Source organism: Aquirufa originis (genome assembly GCF_042714495.1).
Taxonomy (GTDB): domain Bacteria; phylum Bacteroidota; class Bacteroidia; order Cytophagales; family Spirosomataceae; genus Aquirufa; species Aquirufa originis.
Genome location: NZ_JBBKXY010000001.1, coordinates 289,539 through 306,078, shown reverse-complemented (window position 1 = coordinate 306,078; position 16,540 = coordinate 289,539). Strand labels below are relative to the sequence as shown.

The window sequence follows — 16,540 nt, the reverse complement described above, 5'->3', positions numbered from 1 at the left end:
ATATTATAAAGAGAATGATAGACCTAATACTAATGACTTCGCAGGACTGTAAACATTACTTGTTGTTCCTCCAAAGTTCTGCTGAACGTTCATTCCACTTCTACGTGATAACATTAAGAAGTTTTCTCCACTTACATACACCTGTGCGTTGTCGATTTTTAAACGATTCATTAACGACTTAGGTAAACGGTAAGATAAAGTTACGGTACGAATATTCATAAAACTTCCATCAATTAACCATCGGTCAGAGGCCGCATCGAAGTCAGCCGTACGGCCATTATCCATACGAGGCACGTCTGTGATATCACCCGGATTTACCCAACGCTTCAAGATATCCACATGCTTCGCATTGTGATATCCTGCTCCCATTAATCCTGCATAAGCAGCATCATACACCTTTCCACCTAATTGATACACCATCAAAGCAGTTAATGAGAAGCCTTTGTAACGAAGTGAGGTATTTACTGATCCTGTTAAATCTGGAATAGAAGTACCGTTATACCAATAACGTGCATTCGCAATGTTGTTAGTCAATGTATCTCCGTTTGCTGTAATTCTAGAGTTAGAAGCTACATAAGAGATCGCACGGTATTCCGCTACACCCGTCTCTGGGTTAACGCCTTTATACTCGCGTAACCAATAATCATAAAGAGAGCTACCTTCTTTTAACTTCTTAGTCCCATCAATGATTTCCTTACTTTCTGCAGGCATCTTCGTGATCTTATTCTCTAATTTAGTCGCGTTCAAATCGATATTCCAAACGAAGTCTTTCGTACGAACTAAATCTCCTGCTAACTGTAATTCGATACCCCGGTTGTACATCGAACCGATGTTACGTGTCTCTGTACCAATACCAACTGATAAAGGGAGAGGCACTGCAAAGATCAAGTTAGTCGATTGACGATCGAAATATTCCACTGTACCGGAGATTCTGTTTTTGAATAAACCGAATTCTAAAGCCACATCAAATGCCGTATTTGTTTCCCACTCTAAGGATTTGCTTCCTAAAGAGGATTGTAAAATACCTGGCTCTGTCGCATTATTCCAACCCAATGCGTATAATGGCTGCCAAGCGTAATTGCTGATACCGCCATCGTTACCAGTTTGGCCCCATGAGCTTCTCAATTTCAAGTTATCGATAAAAGTCAATTCCTTAATGAAATCCTCTTGATCTAAACGCCAAGCAGCAGAGGCAGAGTAGAAGTTACCCCAACGCTTGTCTTGATAGAACTTAGAAGATCCATCTCGACGAGCTGAGAACGAAACGAAATATTTCGAATCATAATCATAATTCAAACGAGAGAAGTAACCTTCTACACGACGTGTATCATACTGCGATGTTAAGTTAGTTGTTGTCGTAAAGTTGATCAACTCATAATTACCATCCAAAATTTGTTGTGAACGGGAACCATCTAAGCTATTACTAACTAAATTATAATTTTCATGACCTACTAAGGCGTCCACATTGTGTTTTCCAAAAGAGTGGTTATACGTTAACAACTGTGATAAGTTGTAATTTGTAATATTCTCAAACGTGTTTTGGGCACGACCCGCCGGAGCACCATCACCGATTTCTGGGTTACCAAATACGATTGTATTGGCATTCGTAATATCAACACCTACACTGTTTGAAAACTTGAAATCTTTCAAAAAAGTGATATCAGCAAATCCACGACCTCCAATTAAATTTCTACGGAAGAAATTTTCATTTAATTCTGTCTCAGCCACCACGTGACGTCCACCGTATTGAGGACGATTTGATAAACCAAGAGCACTTAGATTACCATAATCATAACGGCGATTTCCATTCTCTAATTTCAAGAATGAACCTGGGTTTGCCGGATCATAGGCATAAACTGGGTAGATAGGTGCCATTCCACGAGTAAAAAAGAATGGATTCACAAACGAAGTTCCACCATCAGCCGTAGACTGATTCGAAGTAGTTAAAGTGGTATTCATGTTAGCACCCACTTTTAACCAATTGTTCATTTGACTGTTCACGTTCAAACGAGCAGTAAAACGATCGTAATCAGATTTGATTTGATACCCTTTATCATTCAAATAAGAAACGGATAAGAAATAGTCTGATTTTCCATTTGATCCATTGAAGTTAGCGCTCACTTCATCCCGAATACCCTGACGCATTACTGCCTTTTCCCAATTTAAATCATCCGCATTATAAATCATTTTGGCATTCGGATTCAATTTTCCATCTGTACCAACTAATTCAGCGAATGGCACATTGTACACGTTATAACCTGTACCTACGATTGCACCTAAACCAGCTGATGCAGTGGCATTGGCTGTAGCAATAGCTACTGGGCTAGTCGCACGGTAAGCTAAATTGTTACGATTTGACTCCCACATTAAAGGATAATAGTCAGCAGCACCTACGCGATCATATTCTGGTAATGCACGCGTATTAAAACCTTTTGTATACTTAATGTTGATCGAATTTTTTCCTTTCGAACCTTTTTTAGTTGTAACCATTACAACCCCATTCGCTGCACGAGCACCATAAAGAGCGGTTGAAGCCGCATCTTTCAATACGGTAATCGACTCGATATCGTCATTATTTAAATTAGCGATACTAGCTGAGTAAGGAACACCATCCACTACGTACAATGGATCATTTGAAGACGAGATCGAACCAAAACCACGAATACGTACGGAAGGGGAAGATCCTGGCTGGCCGGAAGTTGTTGTGGTAGTCACACCAGGTGCAATACCTTCCAATGCTTGGCCGATGTTCGTAATAGGCCTAACACCTAATTTCTCTGCACTTACTTTAGCAGAAGAACCCGTAAAGGAAGCTTTCTTCGCTGTACCAAACGTAGTAATAACCACTTCGTCTAAAGTTGAAGTAGTAGAAGCTAGAGAAACATTAATTACTGTTCTATTACCAACTTTGATTTCTTGTGGAGCGTAGCCCACAGAACTAACAATGATCACTGCATTCGAAGGCACCGTTAATTTAAAAGCACCATCCACATCCGTGTTAGTCCCTTTATTAGTCCCTTTTACTGCAATATTTACCCCTGGCAATGAAGAGCCATCATCTCCAGTCACCTTTCCAGTGATGGATCTGTCTTGAGCAAACAATGGAACCATTGCCATAAGCCACAAGACCATACTTAATAGTAGCGTTTTTTTCATAATGAACATTTTAAAATGAAGGATAATGTTATGAACTTCAAATATATTGTTTAAGTTTTAAGCAAAACAATTAAACAATTATATGTTTAGTATAAAAATTATTTATGCAAAACAAAAACATAGGCTAAATAAGCTATGAAGGCCAATTTATTCATTAATAAAGTTTATCGGAACGCACTAACAAAAAAAGGCGACCCTTGCGGGTCGCCCTTTTTAATTCGTTCTAAAAACTACAATTAGTTTTTATCCCAGAACAACTTCGTAGTTACCACGTCACCACCGATTGCAGAAGCAGCCGCTGTGTAGTTAGCACCATTTAAAGTTTGCTCGTTAGCTGGGTAAGAGAAACGAGTTGGGAAGCCAGACTTCGCATTCACTGGAGTAGCGATTTTAGGGAAATCTAAACGACGCAATTCTGTCCAACCTTCGTAAGGACGGTTGTAAAGAGCGATCCACTTTTGAGTGGCGATCTTCTCTTTCCAATTCCCAGCAGCAGTTGTATAAGCAACAGCAGGTTGAGCTAAATAAGCATCAGCCTCTGCTTGCGTTCCACCCCAATACAAGATAGAAGCAGTGATTGCCTTGTTGTAGTGAGATTCTGCAGTACCAGCTACTGTGTAACCACGTTCAGCAGCCTCAGCACGTAAGAATTCAGTTTCAACTACGTCAGCAAATACGTAAGGATCAGCCGCAGCGATCACCTTAGCACCCGCACGAGAGAAATCAACGAATGTATTTGCTTTTCCAACGATACCACCAGCATAAGCACCAGCGTTATTTTTAGAGAAATACAAACCAGTACGTGGGTCATTCCATCCTAACAATTTATCCATTAAGTCTTTCGCAGCGATGTAATCTTGACGACCACCAGTTACGATATCAACGTATAATGGGTTTTGGTTAGGAGAAGCTGATTGGTAAGTAAACAAACCATTGTTAGCTGCAGCAGAAATCGCGCCAGCATCAGAAGCTTCTACTGCAGATTTAGCAGCAGCAGCATTTTCGTCAGCAATGATCATACCTAACTTCATACGAAGTGTATGAGCAAACTTAACCCAGTTAGAAACAGTTCCTTTGTAAACTAAATCTTCACCTGAGGCAAAACCAGCAGCTGATGTATTTAGTTTAGTAATGTCTGAGTTCAAACGAGCTAATAAATCCGAGTGGATTGTTTTTGCATCATCATACTTAGGGAACAAGTTTGTTGGTTGTAATGCTTCTGTGTAAGGAACATTGCCAAAAGTATTCACTAAGATCGAATATGTATACACTTGCATGATGTCGATGATGGCTAATTTATTAGCTTTCTCGCCTGGAGTTAACGATGCATCTGCATTGATTAACTTAGCAGCTTCAGCATAATCAGCTAACACATCACGGTACATCGTAGTCCACCATCCTTGAGGGATAGCACGTGTATTGAAGTCATATTGCGCTTCATCTTGGTATACAGCCATAGCCCAGTGGCTAACTGTAAAACGGAACACGTTTGTGTTCACACTAGCAGACGCTAAAGAACCAGCAAGGGTTCTCGTAGCATTCGAGAACAAGGTCGGAGCTGGAACAGCTGCTGGCCTTTTAGTCTCGATATTTAATTGAGAGATATCTTCTGTACAAGCTGAGAATAATAACAACAGCGGTACAAAAACTTTTAACATATTTTTCATCTTTACGAAAATTTAGGATGATTAAAATAACAATTTAACGTTAAATCCAATCGATCTTGTTGTTGGATATGCACCTGATTGATATCCTTGGATATTACCAGAAGACAAGTTTTCTTCAGGATCTGCGTAAGGAACATATTTTTTAATGATCCAAAGGTTACGTCCGAAAACAGACACATCCACACCTTTTACGCCACCTAATTTAGCAACGATAGATTTTGGTAAAGAATACGTCAAGTTAGCCTCACGTAATTTGATATAAGACGCATCGTAAACGAATGCAGCAGCTGGGTTATAAGCATAACCATACGTACCGTACTCATTTTCAACACGGATATCATTAGGAGTACCGTCAGCTTTCACACCTGGCATAATTACACCACCACCTTCAGCGATTGTGTTACGAGATGGATTACCTTTATCGTTCAATGCAGCAGATTCAGCATAAACCCCAGTTGCAGCACCATAGTACTGATCTAGTGAGAATATGTTACCACCTTGTTTCACATCGATTAAGAATGAGAATGAAACGTTCTTGTATTTGAATGTATTATTCAAACCACCGATCCAATCTGGGTTCATGTTACCGATGTTGTTCGTAGTAGTAGTTGAAATAGCGTAACGACCGTTAGATTTAACAGACTTTTCGCCATTCACTAATACCCAAGTCTTTCCTTGTAACACACCGTAAGGTTGTCCTACAGAAGCGTTCAATGAAACACCACCTTGGAATGAACCTAATTGTAAGTTTTGAGAACCACCATATAAGCTCAACACCATTGATTGATTCTTAGTCCAGTTAGCGTTCACGTTCCATGAGAAATCAGCCGTCTTGATTGGTGTAGCATACACGCTTAATTCAAAACCTTTGTTTTCGATGTTACCAGCATTCACATAAGAAGAAGAGAAACCTGTTGCTGCAGAAACAGATGCAGGTAAAATTTGATCTAATGTATTTGATTGGTAATACGTCGCATCAAAACCTAAACGGTTTTGTAAGAAGGACATTTCTAAACCGATCTCACGAGATTGAGTCTGCTCTGGTTTCAAGATTGGGTTGTTTTGTGTACTAGGTACAGAGAACAAGATCGTTGAACCAAATGGAGCTGGTTGATCGTACACGTTTTTGATCGCACCCCAAGGAGCATCATTACCTACAGTCGCCCAGTTAGCACGTAACTTACCTGAAGTCAACCAAGGAAGATCTTGGATATGGTGAGAGAATAACCAAGAAGCTGAACCTGAGTAGTAGTTGTATTGGTTATTTTCAACTGGTAACGTAGAAGACTTATCACGACGAACTGTACCATCTAATGTTAAGAAACCTTTGTAAGTTAAAGTTAAACCTCCGAACATACCGAATACCTCACGTGGAGAATATCCTTCAGATGCTGCAGCCACTGTACCTTTAGAGTTAGCTACAGAATATAAACCTGGAACGATCAAACCACCGTTAGTAGCTGCTGAGATCGCACGAGTGTAAGACTTACGTAAGTTCAAACCAGCTAAGGCTTTCACGTTTAAATCTTTAATTACATCTTTATCAAAGTTAGCCATTAAGTCATAGTTCGTTTCGTTAAACGTACGATCTAAACGAGAATAACCAGCTGTTGCTTGAGAACCTGAAGCAGTACGCTCTTCTTGTAATTCATTATACGTATCTACTGTGATACGACCTAAGAATGCTAAGTAAGATGTTGCTTTGTAATCTAATTGAGCATTTCCGAAGATACGAGTACGTGTATCAGTCTCGTAGTTTTGGAAACGAGTCCAATAGTAGTTATCTGTGTAGATTGGTTTTAAACCAGCTGCAGTTGAAGGATCACCCCAGTTCCAAGTAACGTTTTGGTTGTTACGGAAATAAGCAGTTTTTTGATCTTGGATATCCACGTTAGTTTGGTACCACTGACGGAAGTTTTGGTTAACGTTACCTCCAGAATAACCTGAACCGTAACGACCTTTACCATCTACGATAGAGAAGTTAGCTACAGCTTGCGCAGTTAATTTATCACTTACTTTATAAGAACCACCCATATTAACGATGTTCTTAGTAACTACTGAGTTAGGTAATGTACCACGCTCTTCGTTACGCGTAAATCCTAATTTATACGTACCCTTATCATTAGCACCATCTAACATAATGTTAGTGTTGTTAGAGATAGCCGTCTCATAGAATGTTACTGGCGTGTTTGCTGCAGCAGACCAAGGACTAGTTTTCATGTAGTTAGGACCCGCTGGATCAAATGAATCCCAAGTATAAACTGGACGTCCGTCAAATTTAACACCGTAAGAAGCATCTTCTGCTGTAGGAACAACGTAATCTTTTACGCCATCACCGTTTGCATCAAAATACAAGAAACCATCTTTTTGGTATGGATCAGAGTAACCAGCACCGTATTGGTTTTGGTAAGTAGGGAAAGTTGACTTGTCAATTGTTCCTACTGTTAAACCAGCGTTAATCGTTAAACCTAAACCACGCTTCGCTTTCTTAGTTGTGATCATGATCACACCATTCGAAGCACGAGAACCGTAAAGAGCAGTTGCAGCAGCACCTTTCAATACTGTCATGTTTTCGATATCATCTGGGTTAATATCAGATGCAGCGTTACCGTAATCATAACCACCACGACCTGTTTGTTGGTTACCAGAGTTTTTGTTTGTGTTATCGATTGGCACACCATCTACTACGAATAGCGCTTGGTTGTTACCAGTCAAAGATTTGTTACCACGAACAACTACGTTAGTAGAACCACCGATCGCATTACCTTGGATGATTTGTAAACCCGCTACTTTACCAGATAATGCTTGAATCGCGTTACCGGTACGTACACGTGTTAACTCTTCTCCCTTTACTTGCTGAGCAGCGTAAGGCAATGAGTTTTTTGTACGAGTAAGACCCAAAGCTGTAACTACAACCTCGTTTAACTCAGACGCATCTGTCGCTAAAACTACGTTGATTGAACTTTGGCTTCCTACTGAAACCGTTTGTGGCTTGTAACCCACAAAGCTAAAAGTGATTGCAGCACCATCACCTACTGTGATTTTGTAAGTACCATCCGCTGCTGTGGTTGTACCACGAGATGAACCTTTTAGGCTGACACTAACTCCCGGAAGAGCCGTACCATCCTCTGAAGCCGTAACCTTACCGGTTACTTGCCTTGTTTGAGCTATTAATGAACTGAAAACAGTCATCATCAACACCCCAATGAGTAATAGTTTTTTCATGTTGTTGAGTTTAATTAATGAAAAAATAATAGAATAATTTTGGCAAATTAGGAGTTTTCCAATATAAATGCAAACTATTTAACCAAAAAAAAGAGGCACCATCTCATGACAGTGCCTCTTTCAAATAGAATTTTAGTATTCTTATTTAGGATTTTTAGTAGTTGCAGAACCTGCGCCAGCTGGATTGTTAGCTAACTCATTATCTGGAACATCCCAGTAATCTAAATAACCATACTTGATGGTTGCGTTTGTAGAGATAGATGAACCATCTTTAGAAATAACCACCGCACCTGTGCGACCGTTATCCAACACACCCCAACGACGTGCATCATAGAAAGATAAACCGCGGAAAGCTAAAGCCGTACGGCGCTCTTTACGCAATTCTTCTTTTACTACAGCAGCGTTAGTAGAAGTGATCGCAGCAAGACCAGCACCTTGGTAAGTACGAACTGCATCGATACTTGCCGCAGCACCCGCTACATCACCTTTCCATAACTTCGCTTCTGCTTTCATCAACTCGTTTTCTTCGTAAGAACCTAACAAGAAGATTTCAGCGCTACCAGCCGTACGGTTAGAGTAAACATAGACACCAGCTAAACCAGTACCTTTATCTACAATCGCCCAACGCGTATTGAATGCATTTCCACGATCCGCATTTCCAATCCAAATTGGATATTGCTTGAAGTTTTGCGCTAAACGCTTATCTCCTACATTGAAATCTTGGATTAAACGCTCAGAGATTTTGTACGTATTTCCTGAGGCATTAGAACCTACTGCACGAGAAGCTACGTTGTAGTTAGAAGCTCCGAAGATATCTCCATTTGCATTCGTATTACCAGCAAATACTGGATCAGAAGCACCTACACCTGCGTTAGTTAACGTCAAGACCGCATCCCACTGAGCAGCAGTCATTGTTGCTGTCGTGTTGTTTACCAAAATATTACGCGCCTTCATCGTGTTGATGTTCTTGATCCACTGTGCTGAAGTAGGAACTGCTCCTTTAGCTGTTTGGAAGAAATCAGGAATTAAAGCGGTAATAATCGACGCGAAATCTGCTGATGCACCTGAAGCTGTAACAGCTGTAGCTGCTTTGTCAAAGTTAGACGTTGCTTCTGCGATGATCGCCTCTTTCGTTACATACGTATTGTTTGTAGTCGAAGGAGTATTAATAATCAAACCTGCATAGTACATAGAACCAATGCGAGAATAAGCTAAACCTTTCCAAGTATACGCCCATGCTTTGATCGCATTTTTCTTAGCCGTTGCATCACCTGTAAATGTAGTCTTATCTACTGCATCTAAAATAGTGTTACACGCATTGTTCAATTGATACATCAACGCCCACTCGTGGAAACCTGGGTTACCGCCTTGTTGTGCATTCGTATTAATAGCGCGCAATAACGTCTTTTGCACCGCTGGATTGTTCGGATTTGCTACCTGAGTACCATTATCCAAAGTCACCATGTCTGGAGCAGACAAGTTATTCATGTACGTATTTGCAGCCTCAGCTGAAACAACGTCACCCATCAATTCGTGAATACCTACCACACCATTGTAGAATGCTCCTACAACACCATCATAGTATTTATTACCTGCAGAGGTAAATCCGTTTTTGTAAACAGACCCTTGTGCTAATGCCACAATACCTGCTTCAGATGCTGCCGTTGCTGGCGTAGGCTGATTAGGGTTTTGTACATCTAATTGATCCTTACACGACATCACCGATCCAGCTAAAAGCAGAAAGGAAAGCGCGGTTATTTTTATATTTTTCATTTTTTTCGAATTTAAATAATACCTTTTTCTATTCTGAAATTAGAAACCAATGTTCAACTGTACTTGGTATGAACGTTGATTTGGCATTGTATTGTGATCCGTTCCACGATCCCAAGCAGAGTTATTAGAACCAGAAGAAATTTCTGGATCCATCCCTGTATAGTTCGTTAACGTATACAAGTTACGTCCAGAAGCTACTAATTGTAACTTACGGAATCCTTTGATGCCTAAGGCTTTCACTAAATCAACACCTACTGACAAATTACGTAAACGTGCGAAAGAAGCATCTTCGTAGAAGTAGTTCTTCGTACCGTTACGTGAAACCTCTGCATATACCCCACGGTAGAATGCGGACCAAGCACCTGTTTCACCATTGATTGTGATTGGCTGTTGGTAATCAGCGTGGATACCATCACGGTACATCCATTCTTTCGTTTGGTTGTAGATGTGAGCACCTTGAACTAAATCAACTTGTAGGTTGAAAGTTACGATTCCTTTGTACGATAATTCATTGATGAATGAAGCATTGAATGCTGGGTTAGGATCACCAAAGCTATATTGCTTCGTAGAGAAGTAAGGAGCCTTTGTCGACTTCTTCACTACCCATCCGTTACTAGCTACTTCATATAAGCCACGGTTAGCTTCAGCGATTGCTGGCGTACCATCTGGTAATAAAGCATCTACGCTATGAACTCCATAGAAACCATATAATTGGCCGATTTTTTGACCTGCTTTCAATACATAACCTGTAGAACCAGCAGAAGAAGTAACCACTACTTCAGCACCACCACGAACGGCTGTGATTTCAGAAGTTTGCTTTCCAAAGTTCGTTGTAAAGTTCCAAGTCCAATCTGCATCTTTGTAGATTTGCGCATTTAAACTCGCTTGGATACCATTAGAAGCTAAAGAGAACGCGTTATCTTTCACTGTACCTACACCTGAAGAAGGAGCAGCATCTACGTTAAAGATCGCATTGTCAGTAGAACGCTTCCAGTATGAACCAGATAAGTTAACACTGTTTAACCAAGGAGATGATTTTCCTAAGTTCAAACCGATGTCTGTACCAATTTCTAATTCTTTAGAGATCTCTACGTTCAACGCTGGATTTGATTGCGTTAATGGGAAAAAGAACGCATTTCCACCACCAATTACACCTGTGTTTAAGGTAATATAACGGTCAAATGCATTTGGCTGGATACCTGCCTCACCGTATGCTGCACGGATTTTGAAATCTTCCACTGTTGTGCTAATCGCTGAGTTTTTGAAAATTCCTAATTCAGAGATACGTAAGTAAGCATCTCCACGAGGGAAGGTTTGCGGAGTAGACGCAGCACCGAAGGCTGACGAGAAATCCGTACGGAAACCAGCAGATAAACCACCGTATGTACCGTAATCTAAACGTTGCGTTGCTAAATAACCATAGGTTACAAACGGTGTTCTATAATCCGTCACTACTTTCGTTTCAGCCGCTTGAGACGTGTTGAAAGGAGTATAGTTTGGTAAACCAATACCATATGAACCGTATGACGTATTGTAACGATTTCTGTAGTCAAATGCTACTTGAGTCGTTGTACGTAATGGAATGTTGATATTGAAATCTTTTTGGAAATCTGTCTTGAAGTAAGCAGATGCTAAGAAGTTTTGGAAAGTCTTAGTCGATTGGAAATTAACAATCTCACCATTTGCATCATTACCGTTGTAGTAAGAATACCAGTATTGTTGATCCATTACGTTTTTGTTACCTGATTGGTTCAAATACGTATATTTCTCAGATTGTGTTTGGTAGTTAATACCATATTTCGCGTCTAAAGTAACGAACTTGTTCACCTCGTAGTTTAAGTTCAAGCTTTGGTTCACATCAATCGTGTTGATCAAAGATTGCGTATAAGCATTAACGAAGTTAGGGTTAGCACCATTCACACCTACTGCATCACCAAAGTATACAGGGTAGTTACCATCCTTATCTTTGAACTCATAATCAGCGAATGGACGAGAGTTAAATACAGAGTAGATAATTGAACGACCAGAAGCATCGTTGATTGTGTTCTTAGTATACACTAATTGTGTAATTGAACGCAATTTCAAACCTTTTGCTAATTCAAAACCTAAGTTAGCCGTTAAGTTCGTACGATTTAATCCACCGATGTTTTTGAATGGACCTGCGTTATCTGAATTAGATAGCGTTAATGCATAGTCACTTTTTTCAGCACCACCAGAGATCGCTAATGAGTTATTGTAGTTCGTAGTTGATACGAAGAACTCCTTGAAGTGATCATTGTATAACAAGTTTTTGTCATAAGGCTTGTTGATCAAGACCGTAGGATCTGTCGAAGCGAAAATTACGTTCTCTCCATAAGAACCATACACTGGATCTAAAGCTAAAGGTTGGCCTGAACCACCGATTACTTCATTGTTTGCATTCGTTTTGAAACCGTGCATTGTTGCTTTACGCACATTACCCACGTTCAAAGGAGTACCTGTAATCACGGATGAAGAGAAGTCAATGTTTACTTTACCTGACTTACCTTTTTTCGAGAATAATTGAATTACCCCGTTCGCACCTTGCGCACCGTAGATCGTTGCAGCAGCCGCACCTTGGATAACCTCTACTCTTTCAACCACGTTTAAGTCGATTGAATTTAAATCAGTAGAACCTAATTCGATACCATCTAATAAGATCATCGGTGTAGTACCACGGTTAATTGTGTTAATACCACGCAAAACGATATTAACTGGTTGACCTGGCATACCATTTCCAGAAGAAATCTGAGCACCCGCGATTTTACCTACTAAGGCTTGATCTACAGAAGCACCAGGAACTGATGGTAAGCTTTTTGCCGTAATGGCTTGTACGTCGATCGCCGTTGAACGCTTGTCAATGGCAGTACCCGTACCTGTTACGACAACTTCAGATAGTTGACGAGAGTCAGTAGCTAACTTCACGTTAATTACTGATTGATTTCCCACAGTGATTGTTTGTGGATTTAATCCTACAAAAGAGAAAACTAATGTAGCTGAACTCGGAACAGATAGGGAGTAATTTCCCGATACATCTGACTGCGTTCCTTTGCCTGTTCCTTTAATAGAAACAGTAACACCTGGAAGACCAGAGCCGTCCTCGGCCGAGGTCACCTTTCCTGTTACTTTTCTATCTTGAGCGAATAAGCTCGCTACCGATAGTAGAGTAAACAGCAAAGTCATGAGTAAATTTTTTTTCATGAACATTTAAGTTAGGGTTGAAAAAAGTTGTTGATAAATAAATCAATCGTACGAAAATTAACGAAATGTTAATAAACAAACAAAAAAAAGATTGAAAATGACGAATAATCAAACGTCAAAATGGGAATATTCCCGTTTTTATGCTGTAAAACAGTTGATTAAGCGTACAATATTTGGATAAATACAAAAAAACAATCAAATGATAAATTTTGTATTTTTTTGATACAATAGGCTTTTTACAAGAATTGATTCAAAATCATCACGCCTACAAGTCCACTAATCGATACAATTGTCTCCATTAAGGACCAAGATCGTAGGGTTTCTTTGACTGTTAAATTGAAGTATTCTTTAAATAGCCAGAAGCCTGTATCGTTCACATGAGAGAACATCAGACTACCTGCACCGATACTCAAGACCATTAAGTTAGCGTTTACGCCGCCTGCAGCCACTAAGGGGTAAATCATTCCCGCTGCGGTTAAGCCTGCAATCGTGGCAGAACCCAAGCAAACGCGAATAATCGCCGCCATCATCCAGCCTAAAACAAGCGGATGAATAGGTAGGCCACCTAAGTAGGACGCAATTTCTTTACTGACACCAGAAACCAATAGAATCTCTTTCAAGGTTCCTGCACCCGCAATGATCAAAAGAATCATGGCTACGTCTTTTACCGCCTCTCCATAGACATTCATCACCTCTTCTATTTTCTTGCCTCTACGTATACCTAAGATATAGGTAGCCACTAAAATGGCCACTAACATGACCATCGCTGGATCAGCGATAAATTTCACTACAGGAGAATCCGGCAATTGAACTTCGGCGATGGTGGTGCCTACTAATAAAAACACAGGAAAAAGGGCTGCAATGAAGCTGGCCGTTTTACTGGGCAGATTCGTTTCATCTACTTCAGCTGCTGCGAATGATTTTAAGGGTTTGACGGGGAGATGGGCCAAAGTTTTGGCAAAAATAGGACCCGCCAAAATAATCGCCGGAATCGCCACCATCATTCCCAGCATTAACGTTTCCCCCATATTCGCGTGAAACTGAGCTACCAAAGCTGCCGGCGACGGATGCGGCGGCAAAAACCCATGTGCCACAGACAAAGAGGCCATCATAGGAACGCCTGCCATCAGCGGTGGAATCTTGTATTGCTGTACTAACGAAAAGATCAGTGGAATCATCAAGACAAATCCCACGTTATAAAACAAGGGAATCCCTATGACGAAACCCGTCAGCATCAGCCCCCAGGTAATATTTGAAAGCCCAAAAAGATCGATTAAAGTACCTGAAATCTGTTTAGCAGCACCTGAGGCCGCCACCAATTTTCCCAGCATCGCCCCTAAAACGAGAATCACGACCAAAGATCCGAGTGTATCTCCCAACCCTTTTTGGATGGATTTGGCAATATCAGGAAGCGGCAAACCAAAGCAAACGCCCGCAAAAATACTTACGAGCAAAAAGGATATAAACGAATTGACCTTCCAGTACGTGATTAACAGTACTAAAAGGCCAAGACTAGCAATTACAATCAATAAAGTCATAGAGTGAATAGGTTATCACTCACAATTTAGCATTATGGTTTAGAAATCGCCATACGTTTCCTCTAAATATTTCTGCATCACTAAGATATCCTCTTTAGAAGTTAGGTCTGGCACATTCTCTGCTAAGGGAATCGCGAAGAACCCTTTGCCCTCCCCTTCACCGAACATAACCACAGATGTAGGCAATTCTTTTTCGTTGCGTACCGCGTGGAATGGGGTTTTGGCCAAATAAGGCAAGAACGTACTCGCTTCAAACACAAAAACATTCATACTCACGCCCAAGCGACCTTGCTTCGCCATTAATTCTTCCGCCTGCTCTTTCGTAGGCTTCTCGATAATCTCTAACAAATAACCCTCTGCATCGGTGCGAATCAAGGCAAAAGCCGAAATACGTTCCTCTGGATACAATAAACTATCGCGGTGATACGAAATCAAGGCTTGAGGAACTTCTGATGCCCAAAGTGTCTTCAACGCATTCACCGAATACAAGTTATCTGAATTACACACGATCACGCGACCCGTTTGCCAATCCACGTGCTGCGATAAAGCCTGATATACTGCATCTGCCGTACCCGCTGGCTTTTCGCGATCCGCCGCAATTTGCTGGCGTGCGAAGACGATTTTCATTCCCCAAGTCGCGTCTTTTGCCATTAATGACTCACAATATTCTTGCGAAACGCTATCCGTCGGATGTAATAATAACATCACTTCTTCGATACCCGCTAAATGTGCATTATATAATTGGTAATCAATCAACGTTTTGCCATTCTTCCCTACTTGGATCATCCCTTTGGTCACCGCATTCGCCTGTGCCACTAATTTCGGGTCTAAATCACTGTTCTCCTCCGCTAAGGCTTTCTTCATACGAGAGGCCATGCCACCCGCTAAAATCAATAATCTCTTTTTCATTTTATTTTCGTTGTTCCTTTATCTACTGTAATAATATAGGCCTTCCCTCCCGCTTTCTCGATCGCCGCAACCACTTTTTCTGGATTATTAGGGGCATAAGCAAACATGCATCCGCCACCACCTGAACCGTTTATTTTTCCTCCCAAAGCTCCTGCCTCCAAAGCTGCCTGAATCATTCTATTGATCTTAGGAGTTGAAATTCGTTTATGTTCCCGCAAATTTACTTGATGTTCATTTAATAAAGAACCTAATTTTTCATCAGACCAAGCGATTTTACCTTCAAACATCGCCTTTGCTTCTAGTAACAAATCACGATCACTAATATTCGATTGCAAAAGCACCCATTCGTCCTCTGTTAACAAGTCGCGGTACTTCGCAGGATCATTTTCTGTCACTAAATCAAAATCCGGGTATATCGCCTGAATTTTTTTCATTCCACCTAACATCCCAAACTTCACATGGCTCAGAATCCCCAAGGTATCCTTTGGCTCTTCCGAATCCCCTAGAACAAAAGTTCCTAATTCCCTAGCATAGGTTTCTATGTGAATTTCTGGCACAGAGGCTAAATAAATCACATTCCCTACGGCAGTAGAATATTGGTCCATCATCCCACCAGGCTCAGAAAACTCAAGTACTTCTGCTTCGTAGGTGATTTCACCTACCTGCTTTTGGGTATATCCTAAATTGTATATTTCGTTTAAAAAATTTACCCATGAAACGAGCAAAGCGGACGAACTAGACGTCCCGGAATTGATGGGAATATTGCCACTCACCGTTAATTCCAAACCTTTGTCTAAGCGATGTCCCTTGCGGTGCAATACGTTTAACACACTCTTGAAATAGTCACGTTCTTTTGTGTAGGCTAAGGGATAATTTAATTCGAATGTTTCTTCCCCTCCCACATCTGGCAATGAAAAATGCACGATGTTATCCTCTCTAAAATCACCCTCGATTTGAATGCGTTTCGATATCGCGGCTGCAATCACAGGCAATCCTAAATAATCTTGGTGTTCGCCAAAAAGACAAATACGGCCCGGGGTTGATACAATCATC

8 protein-coding genes are annotated in these 16,540 nt (G+C 40.7%); all 8 read right to left on the bottom strand.

Annotation, left to right across the window (positions count from 1 at the left end; translation table 11 throughout):
• Positions 1 to 3: 3 nt before the first annotated feature.
• Positions 4 to 3,156, bottom strand: a complete 3,153-nt coding sequence (locus SKC35_RS01270) for a SusC/RagA family TonB-linked outer membrane protein (protein WP_377977695.1) — start codon at positions 3,154 to 3,156, stop codon at positions 4 to 6.
• A 236-nt stretch (positions 3,157 to 3,392) separates the two neighbouring features.
• A complete protein-coding gene (locus SKC35_RS01265; protein ID WP_377977694.1) occupies positions 3,393 to 4,823 on the bottom strand; it encodes a SusD/RagB family nutrient-binding outer membrane lipoprotein in 1,431 nt (476 codons plus the stop codon).
• Between the two features lie 21 nt (positions 4,824 to 4,844).
• Positions 4,845 to 8,048: a SusC/RagA family TonB-linked outer membrane protein gene (locus SKC35_RS01260; protein WP_377977693.1), complete on the bottom strand. Its 3,204-nt coding sequence runs from the start codon at positions 8,046 to 8,048 to the stop codon at positions 4,845 to 4,847.
• 141 nt (positions 8,049 to 8,189) lie between these two features.
• Positions 8,190 to 9,821 (bottom strand): RagB/SusD family nutrient uptake outer membrane protein, encoded by a 1,632-nt coding sequence (locus SKC35_RS01255; protein WP_377977692.1) that lies wholly within the window; start codon positions 9,819 to 9,821, stop codon positions 8,190 to 8,192.
• A gap of 39 nt (positions 9,822 to 9,860) precedes the next feature.
• The gene (locus tag SKC35_RS01250; RefSeq protein WP_377977691.1) at positions 9,861 to 13,040 is read right to left on the bottom strand and encodes a SusC/RagA family TonB-linked outer membrane protein; all 3,180 of its coding nucleotides are present in this window, start codon (positions 13,038 to 13,040) and stop codon (positions 9,861 to 9,863) included.
• A 236-nt stretch (positions 13,041 to 13,276) separates the two neighbouring features.
• Positions 13,277 to 14,578: a gluconate:H+ symporter gene (locus SKC35_RS01245; RefSeq protein ID WP_377977690.1), complete on the bottom strand. Its 1,302-nt coding sequence runs from the start codon at positions 14,576 to 14,578 to the stop codon at positions 13,277 to 13,279.
• Between the two features lie 39 nt (positions 14,579 to 14,617).
• A complete protein-coding gene (locus SKC35_RS01240) occupies positions 14,618 to 15,487 on the bottom strand; it encodes a sugar phosphate nucleotidyltransferase (RefSeq protein ID WP_377977689.1) in 870 nt (289 codons plus the stop codon).
• Positions 15,484 to 16,539, bottom strand: coding sequence for a GHMP family kinase ATP-binding protein (locus tag SKC35_RS01235; protein ID WP_377977688.1), 1,056 nt, complete (start codon positions 16,537 to 16,539; stop codon positions 15,484 to 15,486). The genes SKC35_RS01240 and SKC35_RS01235 overlap by 4 nt, the downstream gene beginning before the upstream one ends.
• Position 16,540: the final 1 nt, after the last annotated feature.

What these genes read in the sequence shown, in the direction of transcription:
- SKC35_RS01270 (WP_377977695.1), bottom strand. Translation starts at nt 3,156, where the DNA reads ATGAAAAAAACGCTACTATTAAGTATGGTCTTGTGGCTTATGGCAATG.
- SKC35_RS01235 (WP_377977688.1), bottom strand. Translation starts at nt 16,539, where the DNA reads ATGATTGTATCAACCCCGGGCCGTATTTGTCTTTTTGGCGAACACCAA.
- SKC35_RS01245 (WP_377977690.1), bottom strand. Translation starts at nt 14,578, where the DNA reads ATGACTTTATTGATTGTAATTGCTAGTCTTGGCCTTTTAGTACTGTTA.
- SKC35_RS01250 (WP_377977691.1), bottom strand. Translation starts at nt 13,040, where the DNA reads ATGAAAAAAAATTTACTCATGACTTTGCTGTTTACTCTACTATCGGTA.
- SKC35_RS01255 (WP_377977692.1), bottom strand. Translation starts at nt 9,821, where the DNA reads ATGAAAAATATAAAAATAACCGCGCTTTCCTTTCTGCTTTTAGCTGGA.
- SKC35_RS01260 (WP_377977693.1), bottom strand. Translation starts at nt 8,048, where the DNA reads ATGAAAAAACTATTACTCATTGGGGTGTTGATGATGACTGTTTTCAGT.
- SKC35_RS01240 (WP_377977689.1), bottom strand. Translation starts at nt 15,487, where the DNA reads ATGAAAAAGAGATTATTGATTTTAGCGGGTGGCATGGCCTCTCGTATG.
- SKC35_RS01265 (WP_377977694.1), bottom strand. Translation starts at nt 4,823, where the DNA reads ATGAAAAATATGTTAAAAGTTTTTGTACCGCTGTTGTTATTATTCTCA.